This window comes from Stenotrophomonas thermophila (assembly GCF_001499715.1).
Lineage (GTDB): Bacteria > Pseudomonadota > Gammaproteobacteria > Xanthomonadales > Xanthomonadaceae > Stenotrophomonas > Stenotrophomonas hibiscicola.
This window is the reverse complement of the sequence record NZ_CVIW01000026.1, coordinates 22274-43250: the sequence shown is the minus strand read 5'-3', so window position 1 is coordinate 43250 and position 20977 is coordinate 22274. Positions and strand designations below refer to the sequence as shown.

At 64.3% G+C, this 20977-nt stretch carries 16 protein-coding genes; 6 read left to right on the top strand and 10 right to left on the bottom strand.

The window, feature by feature from the left end; genetic code table 11:
* Nucleotides 1-19 precede the first annotated feature (19 nt).
* Nucleotides 20-571: a M23 family metallopeptidase gene (locus BN1263_RS12870; RefSeq protein WP_058981622.1), complete on the top strand. Its 552-nt coding sequence runs from the start codon at nucleotides 20-22 to the stop codon at nucleotides 569-571.
* A 185-nt stretch (nucleotides 572-756) separates the two neighbouring features.
* A complete protein-coding gene (gene fhuE / locus BN1263_RS12865) occupies nucleotides 757-2925 on the top strand; it encodes a ferric-rhodotorulic acid/ferric-coprogen receptor FhuE (RefSeq protein WP_058981620.1) in 2169 nt (722 codons plus the stop codon).
* A 132-nt stretch (nucleotides 2926-3057) separates the two neighbouring features.
* Here fhuE and BN1263_RS12860 read toward each other — a convergent pair whose 3' ends face one another.
* Both BN1263_RS12860 and BN1263_RS20510 read right to left on the bottom strand, forming a co-directional pair.
* Nucleotides 3058-5919 carry a TonB-dependent receptor gene (locus BN1263_RS12860; RefSeq protein WP_058981618.1) on the bottom strand — a complete coding sequence of 954 codons (2862 nt, stop codon included), beginning with the start codon at nucleotides 5917-5919 and terminating at the stop codon, nucleotides 3058-3060.
* A 117-nt stretch (nucleotides 5920-6036) separates the two neighbouring features.
* On the bottom strand, nucleotides 6037-6282 hold the full coding sequence (locus BN1263_RS20510; protein ID WP_139042394.1) for a hypothetical protein: 246 nt from the start codon (nucleotides 6280-6282) through the stop codon (nucleotides 6037-6039).
* A 267-nt stretch (nucleotides 6283-6549) separates the two neighbouring features.
* Between BN1263_RS20510 and BN1263_RS20505 the strand changes: the two genes are divergently transcribed.
* A complete protein-coding gene (locus BN1263_RS20505) occupies nucleotides 6550-7437 on the top strand; it encodes a hypothetical protein (protein ID WP_144435357.1) in 888 nt (295 codons plus the stop codon).
* A gap of 55 nt (nucleotides 7438-7492) precedes the next feature.
* Here BN1263_RS20505 and BN1263_RS12855 read toward each other — a convergent pair whose 3' ends face one another.
* Nucleotides 7493-7900, bottom strand: a complete 408-nt coding sequence (locus tag BN1263_RS12855) for an ExbD/TolR family protein (RefSeq protein WP_021204654.1) — start codon at nucleotides 7898-7900, stop codon at nucleotides 7493-7495.
* A 151-nt stretch (nucleotides 7901-8051) separates the two neighbouring features.
* Between BN1263_RS12855 and BN1263_RS12850 the strand changes: the two genes are divergently transcribed.
* On the top strand, nucleotides 8052-10037 hold the full coding sequence (locus BN1263_RS12850) for a transglycosylase SLT domain-containing protein (protein WP_058981616.1): 1986 nt from the start codon (nucleotides 8052-8054) through the stop codon (nucleotides 10035-10037).
* A 206-nt stretch (nucleotides 10038-10243) separates the two neighbouring features.
* The gene (locus BN1263_RS12845; protein WP_058981613.1) at nucleotides 10244-11464 is read left to right on the top strand and encodes a multifunctional CCA addition/repair protein; all 1221 of its coding nucleotides are present in this window, start codon (nucleotides 10244-10246) and stop codon (nucleotides 11462-11464) included.
* A gap of 846 nt (nucleotides 11465-12310) precedes the next feature.
* Here BN1263_RS12845 and BN1263_RS20120 read toward each other — a convergent pair.
* The 6 genes from BN1263_RS20120 to BN1263_RS12825 all read right to left on the bottom strand — a co-directional run bounded on the left by BN1263_RS20120 (nucleotide 12311) and on the right by BN1263_RS12825 (nucleotide 16619).
* Nucleotides 12311-12772, bottom strand: a complete 462-nt coding sequence (locus BN1263_RS20120; protein ID WP_080398817.1) for a DUF4265 domain-containing protein — start codon at nucleotides 12770-12772, stop codon at nucleotides 12311-12313.
* Nucleotides 12773-12937: 165 nt separating this feature from the next.
* Nucleotides 12938-13102: an RHS repeat-associated core domain-containing protein gene (locus BN1263_RS21040; protein ID WP_486023910.1), complete on the bottom strand. Its 165-nt coding sequence runs from the start codon at nucleotides 13100-13102 to the stop codon at nucleotides 12938-12940.
* A gap of 679 nt (nucleotides 13103-13781) precedes the next feature.
* Nucleotides 13782-14477, bottom strand: coding sequence for a hypothetical protein (locus BN1263_RS20500; protein ID WP_144435356.1), 696 nt, complete (start codon nucleotides 14475-14477; stop codon nucleotides 13782-13784).
* Nucleotides 14478-14758: 281 nt separating this feature from the next.
* Nucleotides 14759-15193, bottom strand: coding sequence for an SseB family protein (locus BN1263_RS12835; RefSeq protein ID WP_021204661.1), 435 nt, complete (start codon nucleotides 15191-15193; stop codon nucleotides 14759-14761).
* A gap of 49 nt (nucleotides 15194-15242) precedes the next feature.
* The gene (locus BN1263_RS12830) at nucleotides 15243-15578 is read right to left on the bottom strand and encodes a hypothetical protein (protein WP_021204662.1); all 336 of its coding nucleotides are present in this window, start codon (nucleotides 15576-15578) and stop codon (nucleotides 15243-15245) included.
* A gap of 3 nt (nucleotides 15579-15581) precedes the next feature.
* Nucleotides 15582-16619 (bottom strand): S41 family peptidase, encoded by a 1038-nt coding sequence (locus tag BN1263_RS12825; RefSeq protein WP_058981609.1) that lies wholly within the window; start codon nucleotides 16617-16619, stop codon nucleotides 15582-15584.
* A 411-nt stretch (nucleotides 16620-17030) separates the two neighbouring features.
* Between BN1263_RS12825 and BN1263_RS12820 the strand changes: the two genes are divergently transcribed.
* A complete protein-coding gene (locus BN1263_RS12820; protein ID WP_043034009.1) occupies nucleotides 17031-17465 on the top strand; it encodes a hypothetical protein in 435 nt (144 codons plus the stop codon).
* Nucleotides 17466-17672: 207 nt separating this feature from the next.
* Here the strand turns inward: BN1263_RS12820 and BN1263_RS12815 are convergent, their stop codons facing one another.
* Entirely contained in the window at nucleotides 17673-20699 is a 3027-nt protein-coding gene (locus BN1263_RS12815; RefSeq protein ID WP_058981607.1) for an autotransporter family protein, read from the bottom strand.
* Nucleotides 20700-20977 lie beyond the last annotated feature (278 nt).

Genomic DNA, 20977 nt, shown 5'->3' with positions numbered 1-20977 from the left:
GACTCTACACTCCGAAACCATGAGCACATCGCCCTCCCACGCCCACCGCCTGCGCCGCTGGTTGCTGCGCGGCCTGTGGCTGGCCATTGCCGTCGTTGCGATGATGGCGTTGTGGAACAGTCCCTGGGCCGCCGCACCGAAGATGCTGTGGACACTCTCGCGGATGCCGCCGGCCACGCAACTACCGGTCCCGGTGGACGGCGTGCGGCCACGCCAGATCGCCGACACCTTCGGCGCACCACGTGGCCGTGACCGCTCCCACGCCGGCATCGACATCTTCGCCAGGCGCGGCACCGCGGTGCGCAGCGTCACTGCCGGCGTCATCGCGGACGTCAGCGAGCGCGGCCTCGGTGGCCGCCAGGTCTGGGTGATCGGGCCCGGGCGTGAACGTTACTACTACGCCCATCTGGACGACTGGGCCGAGGGCCTGGCGCGCGGCCAGGTGGTCCAGGCCGGCGACCTGCTCGGGCATGTAGGCGACAGCGGCAATGCCAAGGGCACGCCGCCCCACCTGCACTGGGGCATCTACGGCGCCGATGGCGCGCGCGATCCGCTGCCGCTGCTGCGCTGAACCCAATGCGCTGCGTCGCGGCCCGCGTGAGTGCCTACCTCGTTCATGATTTGTAAATGGGAATAGTTCGTATTACCATTTCTTACGTTTCCGGTGGTGCCAGGACGGCCTGCCCGCCCGTTTCTCCCCCGTAGCGCCTCGCCTTCTGGATGCCGGCCGAGCGCGCGTGCTCGTCCAGGACCCCCATGACCCGTTCCGCCTTCCGTATCCCGCAGCCGCAGCGGCTGTCCGTTGCCGTACTCGTTGCACTCTGCGCCCTGGCCCCGGCCCCGGCCGCCTTCGCCGACACCGCCGCCGACCCGACCACATTGGACAAGGTGGTGGTCAAGGGCGAACGCGCCGAAGGCTATTCGGTGCGCCGCACCTCGGCCGGTACCCGCTTCGACCTGGCACCGCGCGAGATCCCGCAGTCGCTCAGCATCATCAGCCACCAGCGCATCGAAGATCAGAACCTGGACGACATCATGGACGTGCTGGCCAACACCACCGGCGTGACCAGTACCCAGTCCGACAGCGAGCGCACCGAGTTCTACGCACGTGGGTTCTACATCGACGCCTACCAGTTCGATGGCCTGCCCACGCAGATGGTGCAGAACTGGAGCTACGGTGATTCCGGCCTGGACCTTGCGCTGTACGACCGCGTGGAAGTGGTGCGTGGCGCCACCGGCCTGCTCAGTGGTGCCGGCAATCCGTCCGCGTCGGTGAACCTGATCCGCAAGCATGCCGACAGTGCCGAGCTGGCCGGCAGCGTGTCGGTGAACGTCGGCAGCTGGGGCCGCACCCGCACCACCGTGGACGTAGGCAGCGCGCTCAACGCCAGTGGCACGGTGCGCGGCCGCGTAATCGGCAGCTACCTGGACACCGATGGCCAGATGGACCGCTACAACCAGCGCAAGACGCTGGGCTATGCCGTCATCGACGCCGACCTGACTCCGGACACCCAGTTGAGCGTGGGCTACGACTACCAGCAGAAGCGCGCCAACGGCGCGACCTGGGGCGGTTTCCCGATGCTGTATTCGGATGGCTCGCGCACCGGCTACGACGAATCGTTCAACGCCAGCCCGGACTGGACCTACTGGGACACCACCAGCAAGCGCGCCTTCGCCACCCTGCAGCACGCCTTCAGCAATGGCTGGAAGTTCAAGGTTGGCGCCACGCACGATGAGACCAAGGCCGACGACAAACTGTTCTACCCGGCCTACAACGACTGGACCACGGGCGAATCGAACTTGGACAAGACCACCGGTGCGGGCATCTCGCCGTCCGCGGGCTTCTACAACACCGAGCGCAAGGTCACCGGCGTTGATGGCTACATTGACGGCCCGTTCCAGCTGTTCGGCCGCGAGCACCAGCTGATGGCCGGCCTCAGCTACAACAGGCGCGAGTACGCCAACTACGGCGACTACCAGGTCGGTGGCCCAGGCCAGACCTGGGATCCGTTCGCCAGCTATCTGAACTGGACGGGCAAGATCGGTGAGCCGAACTGGAACCCGCTGGCCCTGGCCAGCGAGGGCACCATCACGCAGAAGGCCGGTTACGCGGCCGCGCGCCTGTCGCTGGCCGATCCGCTGAAGCTGATCATTGGCGCACGCTACACTGACTGGAAGAGCGAGGGTGAAGGCGCCGACCGCGCGCACAAGGTGACCACGCCGTACGCCGGCCTGGTCTTCGACATCAACGGGACGTACTCGACCTACGCCAGCTACACCGAAATTTTCCAGCCGCAGACGCTGAAGGACCGCAATGGCGGCTACCTCGATCCGGTCGATGGCAAGAGCTACGAAGTTGGCGTCAAGGGCGCGTGGTTCGACAACCGCCTGAACGCCTCGCTGGCCGTGTTCCGCATCGAACAGGACAACGTCGGCCAGGCCACCGGTGAGCCGGTCATCGGCGGTACCGGCGGCGAAACCGCCTACCGCGCCGCGCGTGGCACGGTCAGCCGTGGCTTCGAGTTCGAGCTGAACGGTGAACTGGCCCCGGGCTGGAATGCGACCTTCGGTGCGTCGCGCTATGTGGCCAAGGACATCAACGACGCCGACATCAACACCAACCTGCCACAGACCGCACTGAAGCTGTTCACCAGCTACACCCCGCAGTCGCTGCAGGCACTGACCGTCGGTGGCGGTGCCAACTGGCAGAACCGCATCTACTACCCGGTGCCGGCCTACGGCCGCATCGAGCAGAGCGGCTACGCACTGGTCAGCGCCTTCGTGCGCTACCGCATCTCGTCGGAGTTCAGCGTGCAGGCCAACCTCAACAACCTGCTGGACAAGAAGTACCTGTCGCAGATCAACGGCTACGGTGCCTACGGCGATGGCCGCAACGGCTCGCTGACGTTCACCTGGGCGTTCTGATCAGACGCGGGGTACGACCGCGCCGCACCTGTAGAGCCGAGCCCATGCTCGGCTCAGAGAATCAGCCGAGCGCGGGCTCGGCGCTACATCCGCAAGGCAGCGCCGGAACTGACCGGCGCTGCCACCCTCACATCAGAAGCGCAGGTCCGCGCGCAGGTACCAGTAGCGGCCACGCGGGATGTCATAGGTCGAAGCGTCGTAACCGTTCAACGAGCACGACAGGCAGATCGGCGGATCCTTGTCGAACACGTTGTTCAGGCCGGCCGTCAGCTGCAGCCCCTTCATCCAGTCGATCTTGTAGCCCACCTGCATGTCATGGAAGGTGGTGGCCGACAGCGTATTGGTGCCCGCAGCCTGGTTGCTGCAGACCGGGAACACGGAAGCGTCACCGCAGTTTTCGGTCAGTTCGGAGATATGCCGCACGGTCCAGTTGGCGCTCCAGCGGTCCAGCGTCCAGCCGATGCTGGCGTTGCTGGTCCATTCGGGAATCGAACTGTCAGCCACTTCCACGCCGGGCTTCTGCGGCTGCTTCTGCCCGGCCGCGCCGGTGGCCTCGTAGCGGCCGACAAAGGTGTTCTTCCAGCCCAGCTTGAACTGGCCGATGGACGTCTGCGGCAGCGTCCAGAACAGATCCACGTCCCAGCCGTCGGTCTTGATCGACCCCAGGTTGGTCAGGCGGTTGTTGAAGCTGCTGACCGCACCGGTGCTTGCACGGGTAATGCCATCACAGTAGATCGGGTCCAGCGTCTCCACGCACAGGTCCAGCTGGGTCTGCGCGTTGATTGCCTGGATCGCACCGTCGATGGCATGGCGGTAGAAGGTCACCTCCACATCGAAGCGCTCCGACCACGACGCATTGTTGCCGAACCACGGGCTCCACACGAAACCGGCGCTGAAGCTGCGCGAGCGTTCCGGCTCCAGCTCGCGGTTGCCGCCGGTGGTCACCGAGATCTGCGAGTTGGCCTGCTGGAAGCCGGCCGGCACGCCCAGCGCGGCACAGTTGGCGGCGCTGCCACGCGGCGGCGTGCCGCCCAGACCCACCGAGCACGGGTCGAACAGCTGCAGGTCGGCACGCGCCGCCGAGCCGTACAGTTCACCGATCGACGGCGCGCGGAAGCCCTCGGCGTAGGTGGTGCGCAGCACGAAATCATCGGTCACCTGCCAGCGCAGGCCGTACTTGGGCGTGAACTCGCCACCGAAGGTGGAGTAGTCCGAATAACGGCCGGCCAGGCTCAGGTCCAGCTTCTTGCCGAACGAGGAATCGGCGAAGATCGGCACGCTCAACTCCAGGTAAGCCTCGTTGACATCGTAGGAACCGGAGGTCGGCTGCGACGGCACGCCGTTGTAGTGACCAATCACCGTCAGCGGATCGGGCTGGTAGGAGCCCTTGTACTTGCGGTACTCGAAACCGGTGGCGAAGGACACCGGACCTGCCGGCAGCGAGAACAGCTCGCTGGACAGGTTGGCGGTGAACAGGCTCAGCTCGTTCTGGCTGCGGTCGCGCACCACCGGCTGGATCCACTTCAGCATGTCCGGGGTGATCGAACCGACGCCACCAAAGATGTTCAGCGGCACGCAGCCCGGCGTGGCCGCGCACACCGCCGGATCGCCCAGCGCCATGTTCACCTTGTAGATGTCATAGCTGCCGTAGTTGGTCTGTTCGGCCTTGTTCTTGCTGTACATGCCGTTGACGTCCCAGTACCAGCTGCGGTCGGCGGCATGGAAGTCACCGACCAGGCCGGTGGCGAAATAGGTGGTGTCCACTTCCTGCTTGAACACGCGCGCACCGCCTTCCACCGGACGGCGGCCGATCAGGCTCAGGTTGTCGCCCGCTACCAGGTCAAACCCGAACGGGTTGTACGGGTTGAGTGCAGACACGGTGATGTTGTCGGCCAGCGGATTGCCGGTGGCGCCATCGGGGCCGAAGAACAGCGGCTCGGGGCCGGCCTGGTTGGTCGACTCGCGACGGTTGCCCAGTGCCTTGACGTACCACTGCACGTTGTCGGTGATGTCGAAGCGGAACTGGCCGAACAGGCCTTTGCGCTCCGACGGTGTCAGCACCATGTTGTATTCGGCGAAGTTGAAGCGGTCGGCGGTGGTGAAGCAGTGATAGTCATCGGTGCGCGTGCAGCCTGCACTGCCGTCGTAACGCGGGTTGCTCACGCCGGTATTGGGCACGATGTTCTGCACCGCGCCGTTGTTCGGGTCGGTGAACATGAAACGGCCCTGCGGAATGCCGCCGCTGCCGAAGGCCAGACCGGTGCCGGGAATCGGGAAGCGCGACTGTTCGCGGTCCTTGGCAAACACCGGATCCTGCTTGGTCCAGCTGGCGCCCAGGAACAGGCTGAAGCGGTCGCCGCTCTTGCCCCAAGCCAGATCCACGCCCTTCTGGGTGCCGTCGCCCTTGCTGTACTCGCCGTAGTTCAGCGTCACCTGGCCACCATCGAAATCGCGGCGGGTGATGATGTTGACCACGCCTGCAATGGCATCGGAGCCGTACAGTGACGACGCACCATCTTCCAGCACCTCGATGCGCTCGACGATGGCCAACGGAATGGTATTGAGATCGGTGGCCGAGCCGACGCCGGAGGCGGACGACTCATTGACCCAGCGGATGCCATCGACCAGCACCAGCACGCGCTTGGCCCCCAGGTGGCGCAGGTCGACCTGCGCCGAGCCGGCACCCACGCCACTGCCATCGGGCGGGAAACCGAAGTTGCCGGACGAGTTGAACTTGGCGTTGAGCGCCGAACCGGAACCGGTGAGCTGCTGCAGCACTTCGCCGATCGAGGTCAGCCCGGTGCGTTCGATATCGCCGCGCGTCAGCGTCTGGATCGGCACCTGGCCCTCCACCTCAGCGCGCTTGATGCGGGTACCGGTGACTTCCACCGCATCTAGGTTGGTGGTGGATTGTGCAGCGGCACCCAACGGTGCCAGGGTCATCACGCACAGCGCGACGGCAACCGCCAAAGGGCGGTGGTGCAGGTGATTCATTCGCTCTCTCTCCAAAGGAATGTCGGGACATGGGCTGCCGCACTCCCTCCCTGCATGGCGGCGCCGTCCCCTTTGTAAACAAGTGGTAAAAATCGCGGCGTGATGATCGACACTCTTTCACGCGGAATTGACGTAATTGCAGGCCGATTGCGTCAGATAGCTGCAGGTTATGACCGGACGATACTGTTCACCGCAGGCAGCCTTGATGCTGGCTGCGACAGCGGCTTCCCGGCTTTCCCGCAATTGGGCAAGTGCTCTTGCCGATCCGTCCAACGACAATGCGCCGGTGCCATCGGCAGCATGATCATCGCCGTTGCCGTCGGTTGACGGCGTCGAACAGATCGCATTTGAGCTGGAACTCATACCAAGATGGCGAGTAATCCATAGGCAGGAGCCCTTGCAATGACGGACTGCAGATCGCCGGGATCACCGTGCGAACCTGAGGCACTCAATGGCTGCTCTTTTGGCTGCTGCCATCTCGATGACAGAGCCACATGCATCGACTAGCTTGAATCTACGAAGCAAATTCAGACAACACTTAGGAATAGTTTGAAAACTGCCCGTCAAACGAATTTCCGGGGCCAACCAAGGTGAGACTGAGAGCCCCAGTCATTCTCATGAGGCTCAATTGTGAAAACAATCACCGTCATGATCCATGTCGCGGTTGTCACGGCATTACTTCTGTTCCCTACAAGCGAATCGAGAGCGGGGGGCCTGATTGAATGCAACAACTGTGCCTCTCCCAAAGATGCAGCCCTGATGTCAGGCTCCGGGTTGGCGGTTGTAATGGACTTCGAAAAAGCCCGACTGAGCGCCTTCGAAGTTGAATATGATCGCGAGATCAGAAAGTGGCGCGCACTTTCGACACCGGTTCCCGCACAGATTCAAATGGCCTTCCTACGGATTCTGGATGCGACGTCAGCCTTTCGAGGTCCACCTGAAGGGGCCCACGCGATGGCAGGAGGCGGATCAGTGGTCGTGCTGCATCCAGACAACCCCGGAAACTCCAATGGAGTGAGGTTCCCCGAGTCTTACAAGTCCTCCAATACCTTTGACATCGTCGCCTCAGCCACACTGCGAACCCGACTTGGCCAGTATCTAGCCACAGAACTGGCAGGAGCCAATACGGGAAGCCCAACCTGGAACAGTATTGCGCTCTCGATTCAACAAGCGGCCCTGAACTGGGCAGGCCTCAAAGGTGGCGGATCCATAACAATAATGATCACATGGCGTGACGGATCGAAGACGCTTTATCGAGTAACACCGGACAACGTTGCCGAAGCGAAGTATCAGAAGGGCGAAAGTCGCGACAGCACAGGCAACAAGGTTCCTGACGAATCCATCGCCGACCCGATCTCCGCCCCTTCGTACGCCGGACAATACTATTTCGGCCAGCATGGCGACTTGGACAACTGGGTCAGATCCGCACAGATGTATGGAGTCCCCGTCCAGCGCGGAAGCAGCAGCCGCATCTCGTGCAGTTGGGATGGTCGCACAGTCTACTGCCAGCAATACTGACACCCTCATCCGCCGCTCATGTCGCAATCTCCCCATGAGCGGCGGTTTAGATACGCTATCGCACGAACGCAATGCGCTCCATGCCAGTGGCTTCGGCCGCAGCCAATATCCGCGCCATGCCTTCGTACTCGGCCGCCGGATCGGTGGCGATGCGCAGCTCCGGCAGGTTGCCGGCATGTTCGCCCACCTGTGCCTGCAGGCGCGCCTGAAGCTCGCTGATCGTCATGGGCTGGCCATTCCAGCTGAGCTGGTTGGCAGCATCCAGGCGCAGCTCGATCGGCGGCGGCGGTTCGGGGCGATCGATCGTGCGATCGGTGGCCTGTGGTAACTGCACGGCAATCGGCCGGGCCACGATCGGCGCGGTCACGATGAAGATGATCAACAGCACCAGCATTACATCCACCAGTGGCGTGACATTGATGTCCGCCAGCGGACCGCTTCTTCCTGCGCTACTGAACGCCATGTGCCGCTCCCTGCAGCCGGGCCGTTCGCCCAAGGCCGACGTTACGACGCCTCCCGTCCCCTGCGGCAGTGGCCTGCGCTGGGTCATTCAGCTGTCGTTGCCGACGCTCGGCGTGCACGCAATGCGAAACTGAATTCAGCCATCGCCCGCTATGCTGGTCGCCATGACCCGACGCACTTCAACTGCCCTGTCCCTGCTGCCCTTGGCCACCACGCTGCTGATCGGCTGCGCCAACGCCCAGTCCCTCGACGCCCAGAACGCGCAGCTGAAGGCCGCGATCGCAGCCGCCGAACGCGGCCAGTTCGATCCCGGCCAAGCCGCTGCGCTCAGCCATCACCCGGCCTATGGCTGGCTGGAGTACGCCAACCTGCGCCGTAACATCGACACCGTCGATACCGCGCAGGCCCAGGCCTTCCTCAAGCGCTACGACGGCCAGGCCGTGGCCACCACCTTCCGCAGCGTGTGGCTGCCCTCGCTCGCACGCCGCCAGGACTGGCCGACCCTGCTGGCCAACTGGGCGCCCACCGACAACACCGGCCTGCGCTGTGCGCAGCTGACCGCGCGCCAGGTGACGGGCAAGGTCGATCCGCAGTGGATCAGTGAAGCGCAGGACCTGTGGCGCAAGAACGGCAAGTCGCTGCCGGACGGCTGTGATGCCGTTTTTGCCGTACTGCAGGCACAGGGTGGCCTGAGCGACGCCCTGCGCTGGGAACGCATCGATGCTGCCGCCGATGCCCAGCAACCGGCGGTGATGCGCAGCGCCGCACGCGGCCTGCCCGCCGCCCACCTGGCGCTGGCGAACAATTACGCAGCCTTTGTCGACAAGCCCAACGCCAGCGCGTTGAACTGGCCGCGCAACGAACGCAGCCGGCGCATCGCCACCGATGGCCTGGCCAAGCTGGCCAAGGCCGACCCGGCCGCCACCGAACAGCAGCTGCCGCAGTACGCCCAGGCGCTGGGCCTGAGTGCCGCGCAGCAGGGCCAGGTGCTATACCAGATCGCACTGTGGACGGTGGCTTCCTACCTGCCCGATTCGGCGCGCCGCCTCAACGCGGTGCCGGAATCGGCGTATGACGAACGCCTGCACGAATGGCGCGTGCGCGAAGCGATGTCGCGCGGCGATTGGCCAGCGGCGCTGACAGCGATCCGCAAGATGGCCAGCAAGCAGCGCAGCGACCCGCGTTGGCGCTACTTCGAAGGCCGCATGCTGGAGAAGACCGGCCAGGCCCAGCAGGCGCAGCCGCTGTTCCGCGAAGCCGCACGCGCACCGACCTTCCACGGTTTCCTTGCCGCCGACAAGCTGCAGCAGGGTTATACCCTGTGCCCGTGGAAGCCCAACGACAGCGCGCAGGCACAGGCCGTGATCGCGCGCGACCCGGCCATCCAGCGGGCGATGGCGCTGTACCAGATCGACCGCGCCGGTTGGGCCGTGGCCGAATGGAACAGCGCGCTGTCGCGCTTCGATGACACCCAGCGCCGCCTCGCCGTGCGCGTGGCGCAGGACAACGGCTGGTTCGACCGTGCCGTGTTCGCGCTCGGCAAGCAGCCGCAGGAACAGCGCCTGTACGACCTGCGCTTCCCGCTGCACCACGACGCCACCATCCGCCGCGAGTCGGCACGCAACGCCATCGACCCGGCCTGGGTGGCGGCGGAGATCCGCGCTGAGAGCACGTTCACCCCGCGTGCGCGCTCGCCTGCCAATGCCATGGGCCTGATGCAGGTGCTGCCGGCCACCGGTGCCAGCGTGGCCAAGTCCATCGGCCTGACCGGCTACGGCGGCGCCGACAGCCTGTACGACCCGGACACCAACATCGCGATCGGCACCGCCTACCTGCGCCAGCTGATGAACAAGTACGATGGCCTGCCGTACGTGACCATCGCCGCCTACAACGCGGGGCCGACGCCGACAGCACGCTGGCAGAGCCAGCGCCCGGGCTTTGATCCGGACCTGTGGATCGAGACCATCAGCTACAAGGAAACCCGCGAGTACGTCGCCCGCGTGCTGGCCTTCAGCGTGATCTACGACTGGCGCCTCAATGGTGATGCGCTGCCGCTGAGCGACCGCCTGATGGGCCGCCTGGTGGACAAGCGCAAGCGCTTCAGCTGCGCGGCCGACGCCGAGCAGGGCGGCGATTGATCGCAACACGGTACTGCCGGCTGCTGGCCGGCATTCCCCGGTATCCATTCCGTGGGGAGGGAAACGATGAGCCTGCTGGCCTGGCTCGGGCTGGCCGCTGTATCGGTAGTGCCGGCCGCTGGCCGGCAGCTTCGGGGTGACTGCGGTTGCCGGCCAGCGGCCGGCACTACCGGAACATCTGCGCCGGGCATGCGATGATTCCAGCCATGAAGATCTATCTTGTCGGCGGCGCCGTACGTGACCGCCTGCTGCAGCGCCCCGCCGGCGACCGCGACTGGGTGGTGGTCGGCGCCACGCCCGCGCAGATGGAAGCACAGGGCTACACCGCCGTCGGCCGTGATTTCCCGGTGTTCCTGCATCCGAAGACCGGTGAGGAATACGCGCTGGCGCGCACCGAGCGCAAATCCGGCCGCGGCTATCGCGGCTTCGTGGTCGATGCCGATCCGGCGGTGACGCTGGAAGAGGACCTGCAGCGCCGCGACTTCACCATCAATGCGATTGCCTGCGACGAAGACACCGGCACGCTGGTCGATCCCTATGGCGGTGTCCGTGACCTGGAACAGCGCGTGCTGCGCCATGTCGGGCCGGCCTTCGTCGAGGATCCGCTGCGCGTGCTGCGCGCGGCGCGCTTCATGGCCCGTTTTGCACCACTGGGCTTCAGCGTCGCCGAAGAGACCATGGGACTGATGCGCGAGGTCGCCGCCAGCGGTGAACTGGACGCGCTGGTGCCGGAACGCGTCTGGCAGGAACTGCGCAAGGCGCTGGTCAGTGAACGGCCCTCCGCCTTCCTGCGCACGCTGCACGATGCGCAGGCACTGGGCCCAATCCTGCCCGAACTGGAAGCACTGTACGGCGTACCGCAGCGTGCCGAATTCCACCCGGAAGTCGACACCGGCATCCACCAGGAAATGGTCAGCGACATGGCCGCGAAGCTCGCCCCCGGCGATGACCTGGTCGGCTTCGCTGCCCTCACCCACGATCTCGGCAAGGGCCTGACCCCGCCGGAGGAATGGCCGCGCCACATCATGCACGAGCAGCGCGGCATCAAGCCGTTGAAGGCATTGTGCGCGCGGTTGAAGATTCCCACCGAGCACCAGCAGCTGGCCGAAGCGGTGTGCCGCGAGCACTTGAACGTGCACCGCATCGACGAACTGCGCGATGCCACCGTGCTGGAACTACTGGGCCGCTGTGATGCGTTGCGTCGGCCGGAGCGCGTGGCCCGCATCGCACTGTGCTGCGAGGCCGACAAGCGCGGGCGGCTCGGCTTCGAGGACGCCGACTACCCGCAGGGCGAAACGCTCAAGCGCCTGCACCAGGCGGCGCTGTCAGTGCAGGCACGTGATCTGGATACCACGCACCTGAAGGGGCCGGCCATCGGTGAAGCGTTGGCCAAGGCGCGGGTGAAAGCCATCGCCGCCGCCCGCTGAAGCACCTGGTGATGCCGGCTGCTGGCCGGCACCGATCGCCCGTCTATCGACGACGCTTACGCGAGAAGTGGTCGACAGCATGAGCACCCAACAAGATGGGTTGCATCAAGAGGAACAGCCATCCACCCAGCCGGAGTGTCTCCACCGGATTGAACCGGGTGATGAACGCAGCTGCCAGTGCCAAACCCGCAACAAGGCCGATCTCATAGACCCACAGCGATCGGTTAGAACGCCTGCCCACGATGCTCCTCTCCATTGAACAGTACGTACTTGCCTGCCGCCTTAGCTTCCTCGATCAGTGCGCCTTCCCACGGTTGATCGCCGCAGCCCGTTGCTTCAATTGGGTCACAGTGCCGGGAATCACTTCCCTGCCCCATCCATGACTACAACCATCTAATTCGTATCCACGCCTTCGAACGCGATCGGAGGTGGCAATCCGAACAGAATTCGATTGGGCGAATACGAGTTGCAGGCCTCGCTGCGCCGGAGAAGCGCCCGCTTTGTCGATGGACTTCTTGGAGGATTGCTTCTGCCCGTTCGCATCGTGACGCATACCAGCCCCGCGTACGCCTTAAACCGCACGGTGAATGGGCGGCCATGCCTGAGAGTAGTCGAATGCCTGATGGGAGCCCTTGGGCTACCGTCAATGGGCTAAACAATGGGGACGTTTCGCCGCGCCTGAGGACCGGAACAGAACATTTCACCGGAGACATGAGAGCCTTGATGCGCTTAAGGATCCGAATAGGAAATTCTGCGAGTTGATGACACTACGCTCATCGACTTCCTTCCCACTGAACTTTCGCCGCCGCAACCCCAATGCAAAGGAAAAACATGGTAAGACCACGATTAGTGAAGTTCCGAAGAAATGAAATCAGGAGAACAGTAGAATCCCTCCTCAAACTCCCAATCACCCTCGCTCTCACCTTGCTCCAAGAGCCTATACACTTCGGCCACTGCAGCGTGAGGCGGCACATCCACGGCATAGAGTAGTCTTTCACCAACGTTAGAGCCTTCGTAGGTACAGCCAAGAACTTCCAGTTCTGACCAACGCATCAGGAAGCGCTCATCTCCTGCGAATGCTGGCAACCTGACTCGATATGTGGAATGCCCCCCCCGAGCGAGAACTCCCACGAACATTAAGCCGTCTTCGTCACGCTCCGTCGCGATAGTATCTCCACAACTAACCCCGTATGCATAAAATGGAATATTGTCCAGCACAAGCGAACCATCCGGCAAAAGTCGGACATGCATAATCTCCACCCCGCCGTCATCCAAGGCAAATCTTACCTTCGTCACACTGTCATTCATCTTCCACTCCACTCATCGGGGTTCCTTGCGAGCAGTGGCAGCGCGGCCCTTCCATCAGGATCCGTGAACTTGTAGGGATTTCCGTCCGCATTTCGGTATCGATTGAATTGGCTAGCTGGCTGTTGATGTGCTGTCACCGGGGTTCACCAACAGGAATAGACCCAACTACGGATCCACATACCGCTGCTGCATGTAGCTCAGCCCATTGGCCGAATCGCTCACGTGCCCGGTATACCCAAGACCATCATCAACCTGACCACCAAATACTGTCCCGTAGGGTTCATAGATATGGCGCTTGATCACTGCGCCATTGACATCCGATTCGGCCACCACCGATCCAAGCGCATCGGTGTGGATATAGGTGATCGTCTGCGCCCTGGCAGCAGCCCCCCCACGCAACCAGAGTCAAGACAGCAACGTTCTGAAAATGACCGATAGCATCACTGTCGCCTCCCAGGCGGCCCTCATGGCAGTTCACCGTTCAAAGCCGTCCTGCACCACCAACCCGTTGGATGGCCGGGTACAGCGGTCTGACACTACCAGGAGGCAATCATGCTGGCAGTCAGCTACCTGCACGACTCTACTGCGAAGATGAAAGATCCTAGGCCCTGGAAGAAAAGCCCTGAGTGAAAGCCAAGTCGTTTCGTCGTGCCTCATGCATGGAACGGGAGATTGCACCCACGGCGTTCGCAGTGTTGATGCGCATTCTGGAACCGGATGAAGTTATTCACAAAGGAGTGACTCCAGCTGCGTCAATTGCCCTGAATCACTTATGGGAATCATCTTCCCAAGGGCCATCAACGATCCTGCCTCGCCATATGCCCTCTCCCCCTGGTTCAACAACGATGATCGAGGCGACAAGGTCTCCGTCCGATCCAATTATTGGCATTCCCTTTTCGAGGGTCACGCACTCTTTCCACAAGTCATCCAACGTGCCTCTAAGGTTAAGCCTGAGAAGGCCTTCAGCATCCCTGTTATTGAAATCGACAAATACTTTTAGCGTAGACATTTACGGCCTCTGAAGCCTTTCGACGACGGGAACGGGATTGGATACCGAAGGCGAAAACAAGCGGCTGGCTGCTTCCGGCTCAAGCCCAACAACTGTTGCATGTGTTGGAGATACCCCGCGGGTCGAAAGTCGGGTGCTCGTTCCTGCAGTAGGCAAGGGGGTGCCTGCGATAATGCCAAGCATGGCAGTGTCGCCTCGACCTGGCAGGTGTACGTTGAGCCCGCTCCAGAACTCCCTGACATTGAAGATGCCGCTGCCCGGCACACTCCCCACAGTGCATACCCTTGCAGGAAGACCGGTGGAATTCGCGTAGGTTACCGCCACATGAGGCACTTCAACATCCCAATTTCCCAGGCCCAACAGGCGAGCATCGTGGTCGCGGATGCTACCTTGCGGCTGCAACTGCATATTCAATCGGCGTGCAAACTGCACGGGCAGATTACTGTTGCCTGGCAGGTCGATTTCGACCACGCGGAACTGCGTGCTTCCGTCGTATAGACTTACGCCCTCGCCGAACAGCCCCGTATCCAAAGTGGACAGCGATTCAGCGTTCTGGATTCGCTTCCGGTATTCCAAATAGGGATGGATACCGTCCGCAACCGACTGAGCCGCGACTGGTCCCGAGATAATAAGACCGATCAAGAAAACTGGCAGCACAGTCGAACGCAACGCAACACGACGCAATGCATCGATCACTAGGCATTCCTTCAGATTTGGATTCCATTTCCCAAAGGCCGGCCTTGCACCGTCCTTTTCCCGAAGGCGACTGCACAATCCTTACGCCGCCCGAAGCGACGCTATCACATTTGTCAGCTGTGTGAGAGTCAGAAAAGACTGACCCTCAATAGGAGAAGACACACTGTCTCTCCCACCAAGGCGCGGGTAAAAGCCTTCGCGGCGGCCCGCTGATCCGCGACAGCCGCGTGCACCGCTATTGGTAGTGCCGGCCGCTGGCCGGCAACCCTATATCGCTGGCTTCAATGCGCCATCCCGCGGGTGATCGCCGCCGCCCGCTGCTTCAGCTGGGCCACGGCATCGGGAATCATCTCCATACCCACGTCCAGGCCGGGGTTCAGCACCAGGCCGACGCCGTCGCCGATACCGGCCAGCAGCGCGTGCACCGCGATCGGCATGGCATGCGCAAACTGCGGCAGCTGCTCGTGCCACAGGCCCGCGCGCTCGGGGGCGGTGAACACCGCGAACATCGGTTCGCCGCTTTCGCTGGTCAGCACCAGCGGCGAGATGCTCTCGTCCCAGGCGCCATCTTCGCCAATGGCCTTGTCCAGCAGCACGAACGCCGTCGAGGTCAGCAGGCCATCGAGGAACTGCGCTGCGGTCAGCGTGCCGTCCTGGGCCTGCAGCAGGCGCACCTCGAGGTCGTTGAGGGGGTCGAACGGGGTGTCGTGGTCCATGGTCGCTTCCGGTACGTGATTGCAGGGCAGACTTTAGCAGGCCCGCTCCTCAACCGAGGAATCCATGCCGCCACAGCCAGCCCAACGCCGCCAGACCGGCCACCACCACCAGCATCAGCGGCAGGCCGAAGCGGTGCCGCCACGGGATCGGCACCCCGCCCAGCTGCTGGTCCATGGTGTCGGTGTCCAGCACCCAGCCGTGCCCGCACCGGGTGCAGGCCAGCTCATAACGGCGATGGTAGGTGAGGCCGAACAGCAGGTCGATGCGCGCCATCTTGTAGCGCAGCTGCGGCGCGAACTCGGTTTCCGTCTGGCAGCGCAGACAGTGGTGGGCTTCGGTCGGGCCGACCACCACAACCCGCTCCTGCTGGCCGATCAGGATCATGGGTCAGCGCGCCTGGCAGGCGGGCTGGGCCAGCAGCCAGGCTTGGGCGGCGGCCAAAGTGGCGGCATCACCCTCGATACGCTGGTCGGGCTCGATCTTCAAGCCATCACCACGATCATTGCGGTCGCGCATCACGGTGGTGGTCAGCAGCAGGCGACTGCCATCGGCAAGCGTCTGCACGACATTGCCAGTGGAGACACCCGCAGTGGGCTGACCGAAACTCCGCGTCTGCGGACGACCTCGCCACGCCAGCACCGAGGCCTCGCCCGAACTGCCGGTGCGCGGCCCGAACAGCACCGCCACCGGCGCGCCGGGCTGCCGCAGCGCATAGCCAGACTGGCCGAAGTCCAGCACCGACTTGCCTGCACGCTGCACGGCGGTCGCGGTCAACGTCCAGCGCTCAGGCCCCTGTGCAGTTTCGAACGACCCCACATCTTCGTTGTTCACTACCGAGGTGCGCAGCAGCGGTGCCATGCCCAGCAGCATCGGCCACATGTTGCCACCGCTGTTGTCACGCAGGTCGACGATCCAGCCACAGCGCGCGCCGTCGTCCTTGCTGCGGATGACCTGCTGCCACCGCGCAGCACGCTCGATGTCCTGGCGGAACTTTTCCTGCGGCGTCGCGCCCGGCGTGGAGGCGTAGCCCTCGATGACCACCCAGCCGATGCGCATATCCACCGCATCGGCCGCCTTGGCCCGGTCCACGGCGGCGGCGCCGGCCTGCTGCGCCCGCGCAAGGAATTCGCTCTGGCGCTGGGTCGTCGTCCATACGCCGTGATTGCCCGTGCTGACCGCAATGGCTTCGCGCAGTAACGCCAGCCGCTTCACGGGGTCGCCCTGCGCCGATTGCAGGCGTACGCGGGTGGCGGCCCAGTCCACCCGATCGCGATACAGCGCCTGGCGTTCAAGCAGATTGAGGATCTCGGCCTGGGCCACCGGCGAGGGCACCTCGACCGCGCTTGGCGTATCGGCCATGGCGCCGGTCGCCAGCAACACGAGCATCAGCGCGCCGATGCGACGCACTCCCTTGCGAACCTGCATGTGACGTTTCCTTGTCGTTGAGGCAGGCGCACAGCATAGCCCGCAGGTGATGGCTTTCGCCATGCGCGAACTGTCGTATCTGGCCCCGCCGCGGGTTGCAGCAAGACAGCGTGCACGCGATCAGTAAATTGCAACTTTGCCCATGTCATTGCCACGTAGAACGCGAGAAGGTTGCCTCCGTCGGCGCCTCCTGCGCTGGCCGGGATTGGCGTCCTGAATCAAACATCGAGACGATCGAGTTGCCGCCTCAGCGGCAATCGCGACAATGCACCGGCTTGCCCATGGCGGGCGGTGCGTGGGGATCCTCGTGATCCGTCGGCTTTTTTTCGTTTCGATTTTGACCGGCACGCCAACCCGCACCGCCCGCCACCTTGCACGCCGCAGGTGGCCTTGCCTCGTGAGGTTGCCGCCATGAACACGCCCCACCCCACCTATCCACGCCTGCAGGCATTGCTCGGCGCTGCACTGCCCGGCCTGCAGCTGCCCACTACCGCCGCCGAAGCGTTGGAAGATGCACTCGCCGAAGCCAACGAACAGGCGCCGCCCTCCGCATTCTTCGCGCGGTTGCGCGGCATCGCTCACAGCCACGCAGCCGACGGCCAGGCGTGGCGCGAGCGGCAACTCAGCGAGGGGCGCGGTCGGGAACTGGCCGAGGCGACGCGTTGCCTGGCGGCGTTGTCTGCGTGCGGCGGGGTACTGCTGGCTGCACAGTCTGCGCGCGAGACGGACGATGCGCAGGCGCAGTGTCCGCCGCAGGTGGAGGAAGGCCTGCTGCACGCAATGGTGGTGTTGGCCGATCATGCCGGCGCGCTGGTGGAACCGGATGCGTGCGCACCGCTGCTGTAGAGCCGAGCCGTTGCTGGGCTGCGCGGAGGTCATGGCATCGGTGGGATTCGTGCCGACCAAGGTCGGCACCCACCAGAGCGGATCATGGCGTCGATTGGCCCTGTGCCGACCAAGGTCGGCACCTACCAGCAGGTCATGGCAGCGAGAAGCATCGTGTCGGCCAAGGTCGGCGCCTACCAGAGCGGGTCATGACATCTGCACCGCGCGCTACCAGTCCGCGCGCAGGCCGATGTTGCCTTCGATGATGCGGCGCTTCTCGTTGCGGTCGCCGCCCAGTTCGCGCGTGTAGTCGGCCACCGCGTACGCGCTGATGGTGCGGTTGAAGCGCCCGACCACACCCACGCCGGCTTCCAGCGCGCGCGAGCGCTGCGAATTGACGATCACGTCGTCGTCGAAACGGATGCGGTCCTCGCCGGAACGGCCATGCCAGTAATTGAGCTTGAAATACGGCTGCCAGCCGTTGTCGGCCAACTGATAATCGCCGGCCAGGCGCAGGCCGATGCGGCCGGTCCAGGCGTTGTCGTTGTCGAAGCGCACGCTCGATACTTCATCGCGACGGTCATCCAGCGAAGCGCGCTGCCAGATCACCTGCACCTGCGGTTCCAGCCACCATGCGGACTGCCCGACGTGCAGCAGCGGCTTTCCGGCCTCCACTGACACGCTGGTGCCATCGCCCTTGATGCCGAAGCCGAGCCCACGCGAGGAACGCACGCGGCCGTCGTAGCGGCTCTGCATCGCCACGGCGTCGATGTAGCCGCCACTGCTGTCGGTGAACGTCCAGTACAGGCCCACGTGCTTGTCGTCCAGGCGGTTCTGGCCCACCTGCACGTTCTCCCAGCCCAGTGCGAGGCCGGTGGTCTTGCCCTGCGCACGGGTGCGGCCGACGAACACGCCGATCTGGTTACGATGGCTATCAGACGCCGCAGCCCATACGTCGATGCCGGCCTGCAGGCCCATCACATCGCCACCGAAGCCGGGCTGCGCATCGCCCTTCCAGTGGATCTCGCTGCTCTGGCCCACCAAGCGCCCCCAGGCGGTACGGAATGTGCCCTGGTTGTACAGCAGGCGCTGCTCGCCCTGGCGCTCGTGGAAGGTACCCAGGCTGGCCAGCGAAGTCTCACGCAGCAGCGGCGGCACCACGGCATAGGTCGCAGTCTCCACGCGGTACAGCGGTACCACTGCGCCCTCGGCGGGGCGTGCGCCCGGCGTCGGCGGCGTACCGGTTCCGGGCAGCGCACCACCGGCCACCGGCACGTCCGGCACGGCCGGATCGCTGGGCGGCGCCACCGGCGCCGGTTCCGGTGGCGGCGGTGGTGGCGCGGTCTCGCCTGCGGTCAGGTCCGGGTCGGGGGCGCCTTCGGGCGGCGGCGGCGGTGCCGGGGTGATCGGCGGCGGTGGTGCCACCGGCGGCGTCAATGGTGGTGGTACGGCAGTACCGCCGCCATTGGGTGCCGGCGTCGGCCCGCTGACCAGCGTGGAGCGCAGGTACCAGTTCTCCCCGGTACCAGCACTGACGCCGCCCTTGAACAGGAAGTACTCGTAGGCACCGGCGGCAACCGGTGCGAACAGCGAGAACGCGCCCGGCGCGGTGCGGCCACCATTCAAGGCCTGCACCACCAGGATGCCGTCGGCCAGCGTGGCGGCGCCGCTGCCGCCGGCATTGAGGATGCCGATGCCGGTTGTGCCGGTCGCGGCGCCGCCATCGATCACCAGGCGGTCGCTGGTGGAATTGTCCGCGCCCAGCACAGTACGCAGGTACAGGCCACCGCCATCACCGCGATAGTTGCCACGCACGGTGAACACGTCGCCGGCACCGGTACCGGTCAGGTCGATGCGCCCGGCATTGACCATCTCCACCAGTGCGCCACTGTTGAACGGACGGATGGCATGGCCGCCACTGCCCGCGTACACGGTACTGGTGTCATCCACGGTGAGCGTGCCGGTGCCGGTTGCGCTGTCGCCCAGCACCAGATCGCCATCGAAGGACAACTCGGTGCTGTTGGCCAGGCTGATCGTCTCCCAGTTCTGGAAGCGGCCTACACCCGTGGACTTGACGTTGTTGAAGCTGAGCCTGTCGTTGCCCGCGCCACCGTCGAACAGCGGCACCGCACCGAGATTGCCCTGGTTGAGGTTGCTGAGGTTGGCCACGTCGTCGTCCGGCCCCAGGTCGATCGCGCCGTAGACGATGCCGCCGCCATTCCAGTTGAAGATGTCATTACCGGTACTGAGCAGTACCTGCCCACGCACGGTGCCATCGGTGATGGTCACGCTGTCATTGCCGCCGCTGACGCTGATGTTTCCGCCGATGTAGGCCGTACCCGAGATGATGATGGTGTCGGTGTCGAAGCCGGTCACCACATTGCCATCCACGGTGCCGCCGGACTGGTCCCACAGGTTCTTGTCCAGCTTCATGTTGACGCGGCCGATGCGGCCAGCGGTCATCCAGGCCAGGTCGCCATCCTCGAACGCGCCGATAATGCGGCCACCGCTCATGCGGAAGGTATCGATGTTGTCGCCCTGCTGCAGCGCGCCGATCGTGCCGCCGCTCATGACGAAATCATCGCGGCCACTGCCCTGCGCCACCAGGCCGGTGACGGCGCCGCCGGTGACGGTCATCTGGTCATCGCCGTTGCCCTGGTCGACGCTGTCGACCGTGCCATTGCCCAGCAGCAGCACGTCGTTGCCATCGCCCTGCAGGACCCCGCCGCTGATGCTGCCGGCCTGCATCTCCAGGCGATCATTGCCGGCACCGAACTGCACCCCGCTGCGCCCGCTGATCGTACCGCGGTTGACCAGCACGCTGTCGCCCGCACCGACGAACTGCAGGGCGGTGTTGTTGCCGGTGCTGATGCTGCCCGCATTTTCGACACGGCTGCCGCCACCGAGCTGGACCGCCACACCGCCCACCGAACTGATCGTGCCCAGGTTGGACAACAGGTGCCCGCCTGCGCCGACCAGCGAGATTGCGCTTACGCCGCCGCTCTGTTGCAGCTGTGCGCCGCTGGCGACATTGATGGTGATGCCGGCCGGGCCATTGGCGGTGATGGGAACGGTCTGCGGGTTCGGCGCGTTGGCGTCGCAGGTGACCGTCTGGCCTGCGGTCGGGGTGGCGTTGTCACAGCCCGCCCAGGCGGCGCCGGCACTCAACAGCATGACGGACGGGACGGCCAGGGCCTGCAGTACGGAAGCGGTGAGGCGGCGCATACGCGTTGCGCGCGGGACGGCACGGGACATACGGCACTCCTGGACAAGGGATCAGGAACTGCGGATATGCGGTACTGCGAGCGCAGTCTGCGCCATGGTGAACCGTTTCGACAGGTGAAATAGCGTGCCAACTATCACAGTTCAGATGCGAACTCGATCGGCTATCACCCCACCTCTACGTGACTGAAATTGTTCATCTTTGCGGCGGTCAGACGCCACGCGGAGAGCATCCACGCATGGCGTGGATCTACGGGGCATCTCGCGCGATCGATCGACGATGCAGGGTCGGTAGAACCACGCCATGCGTG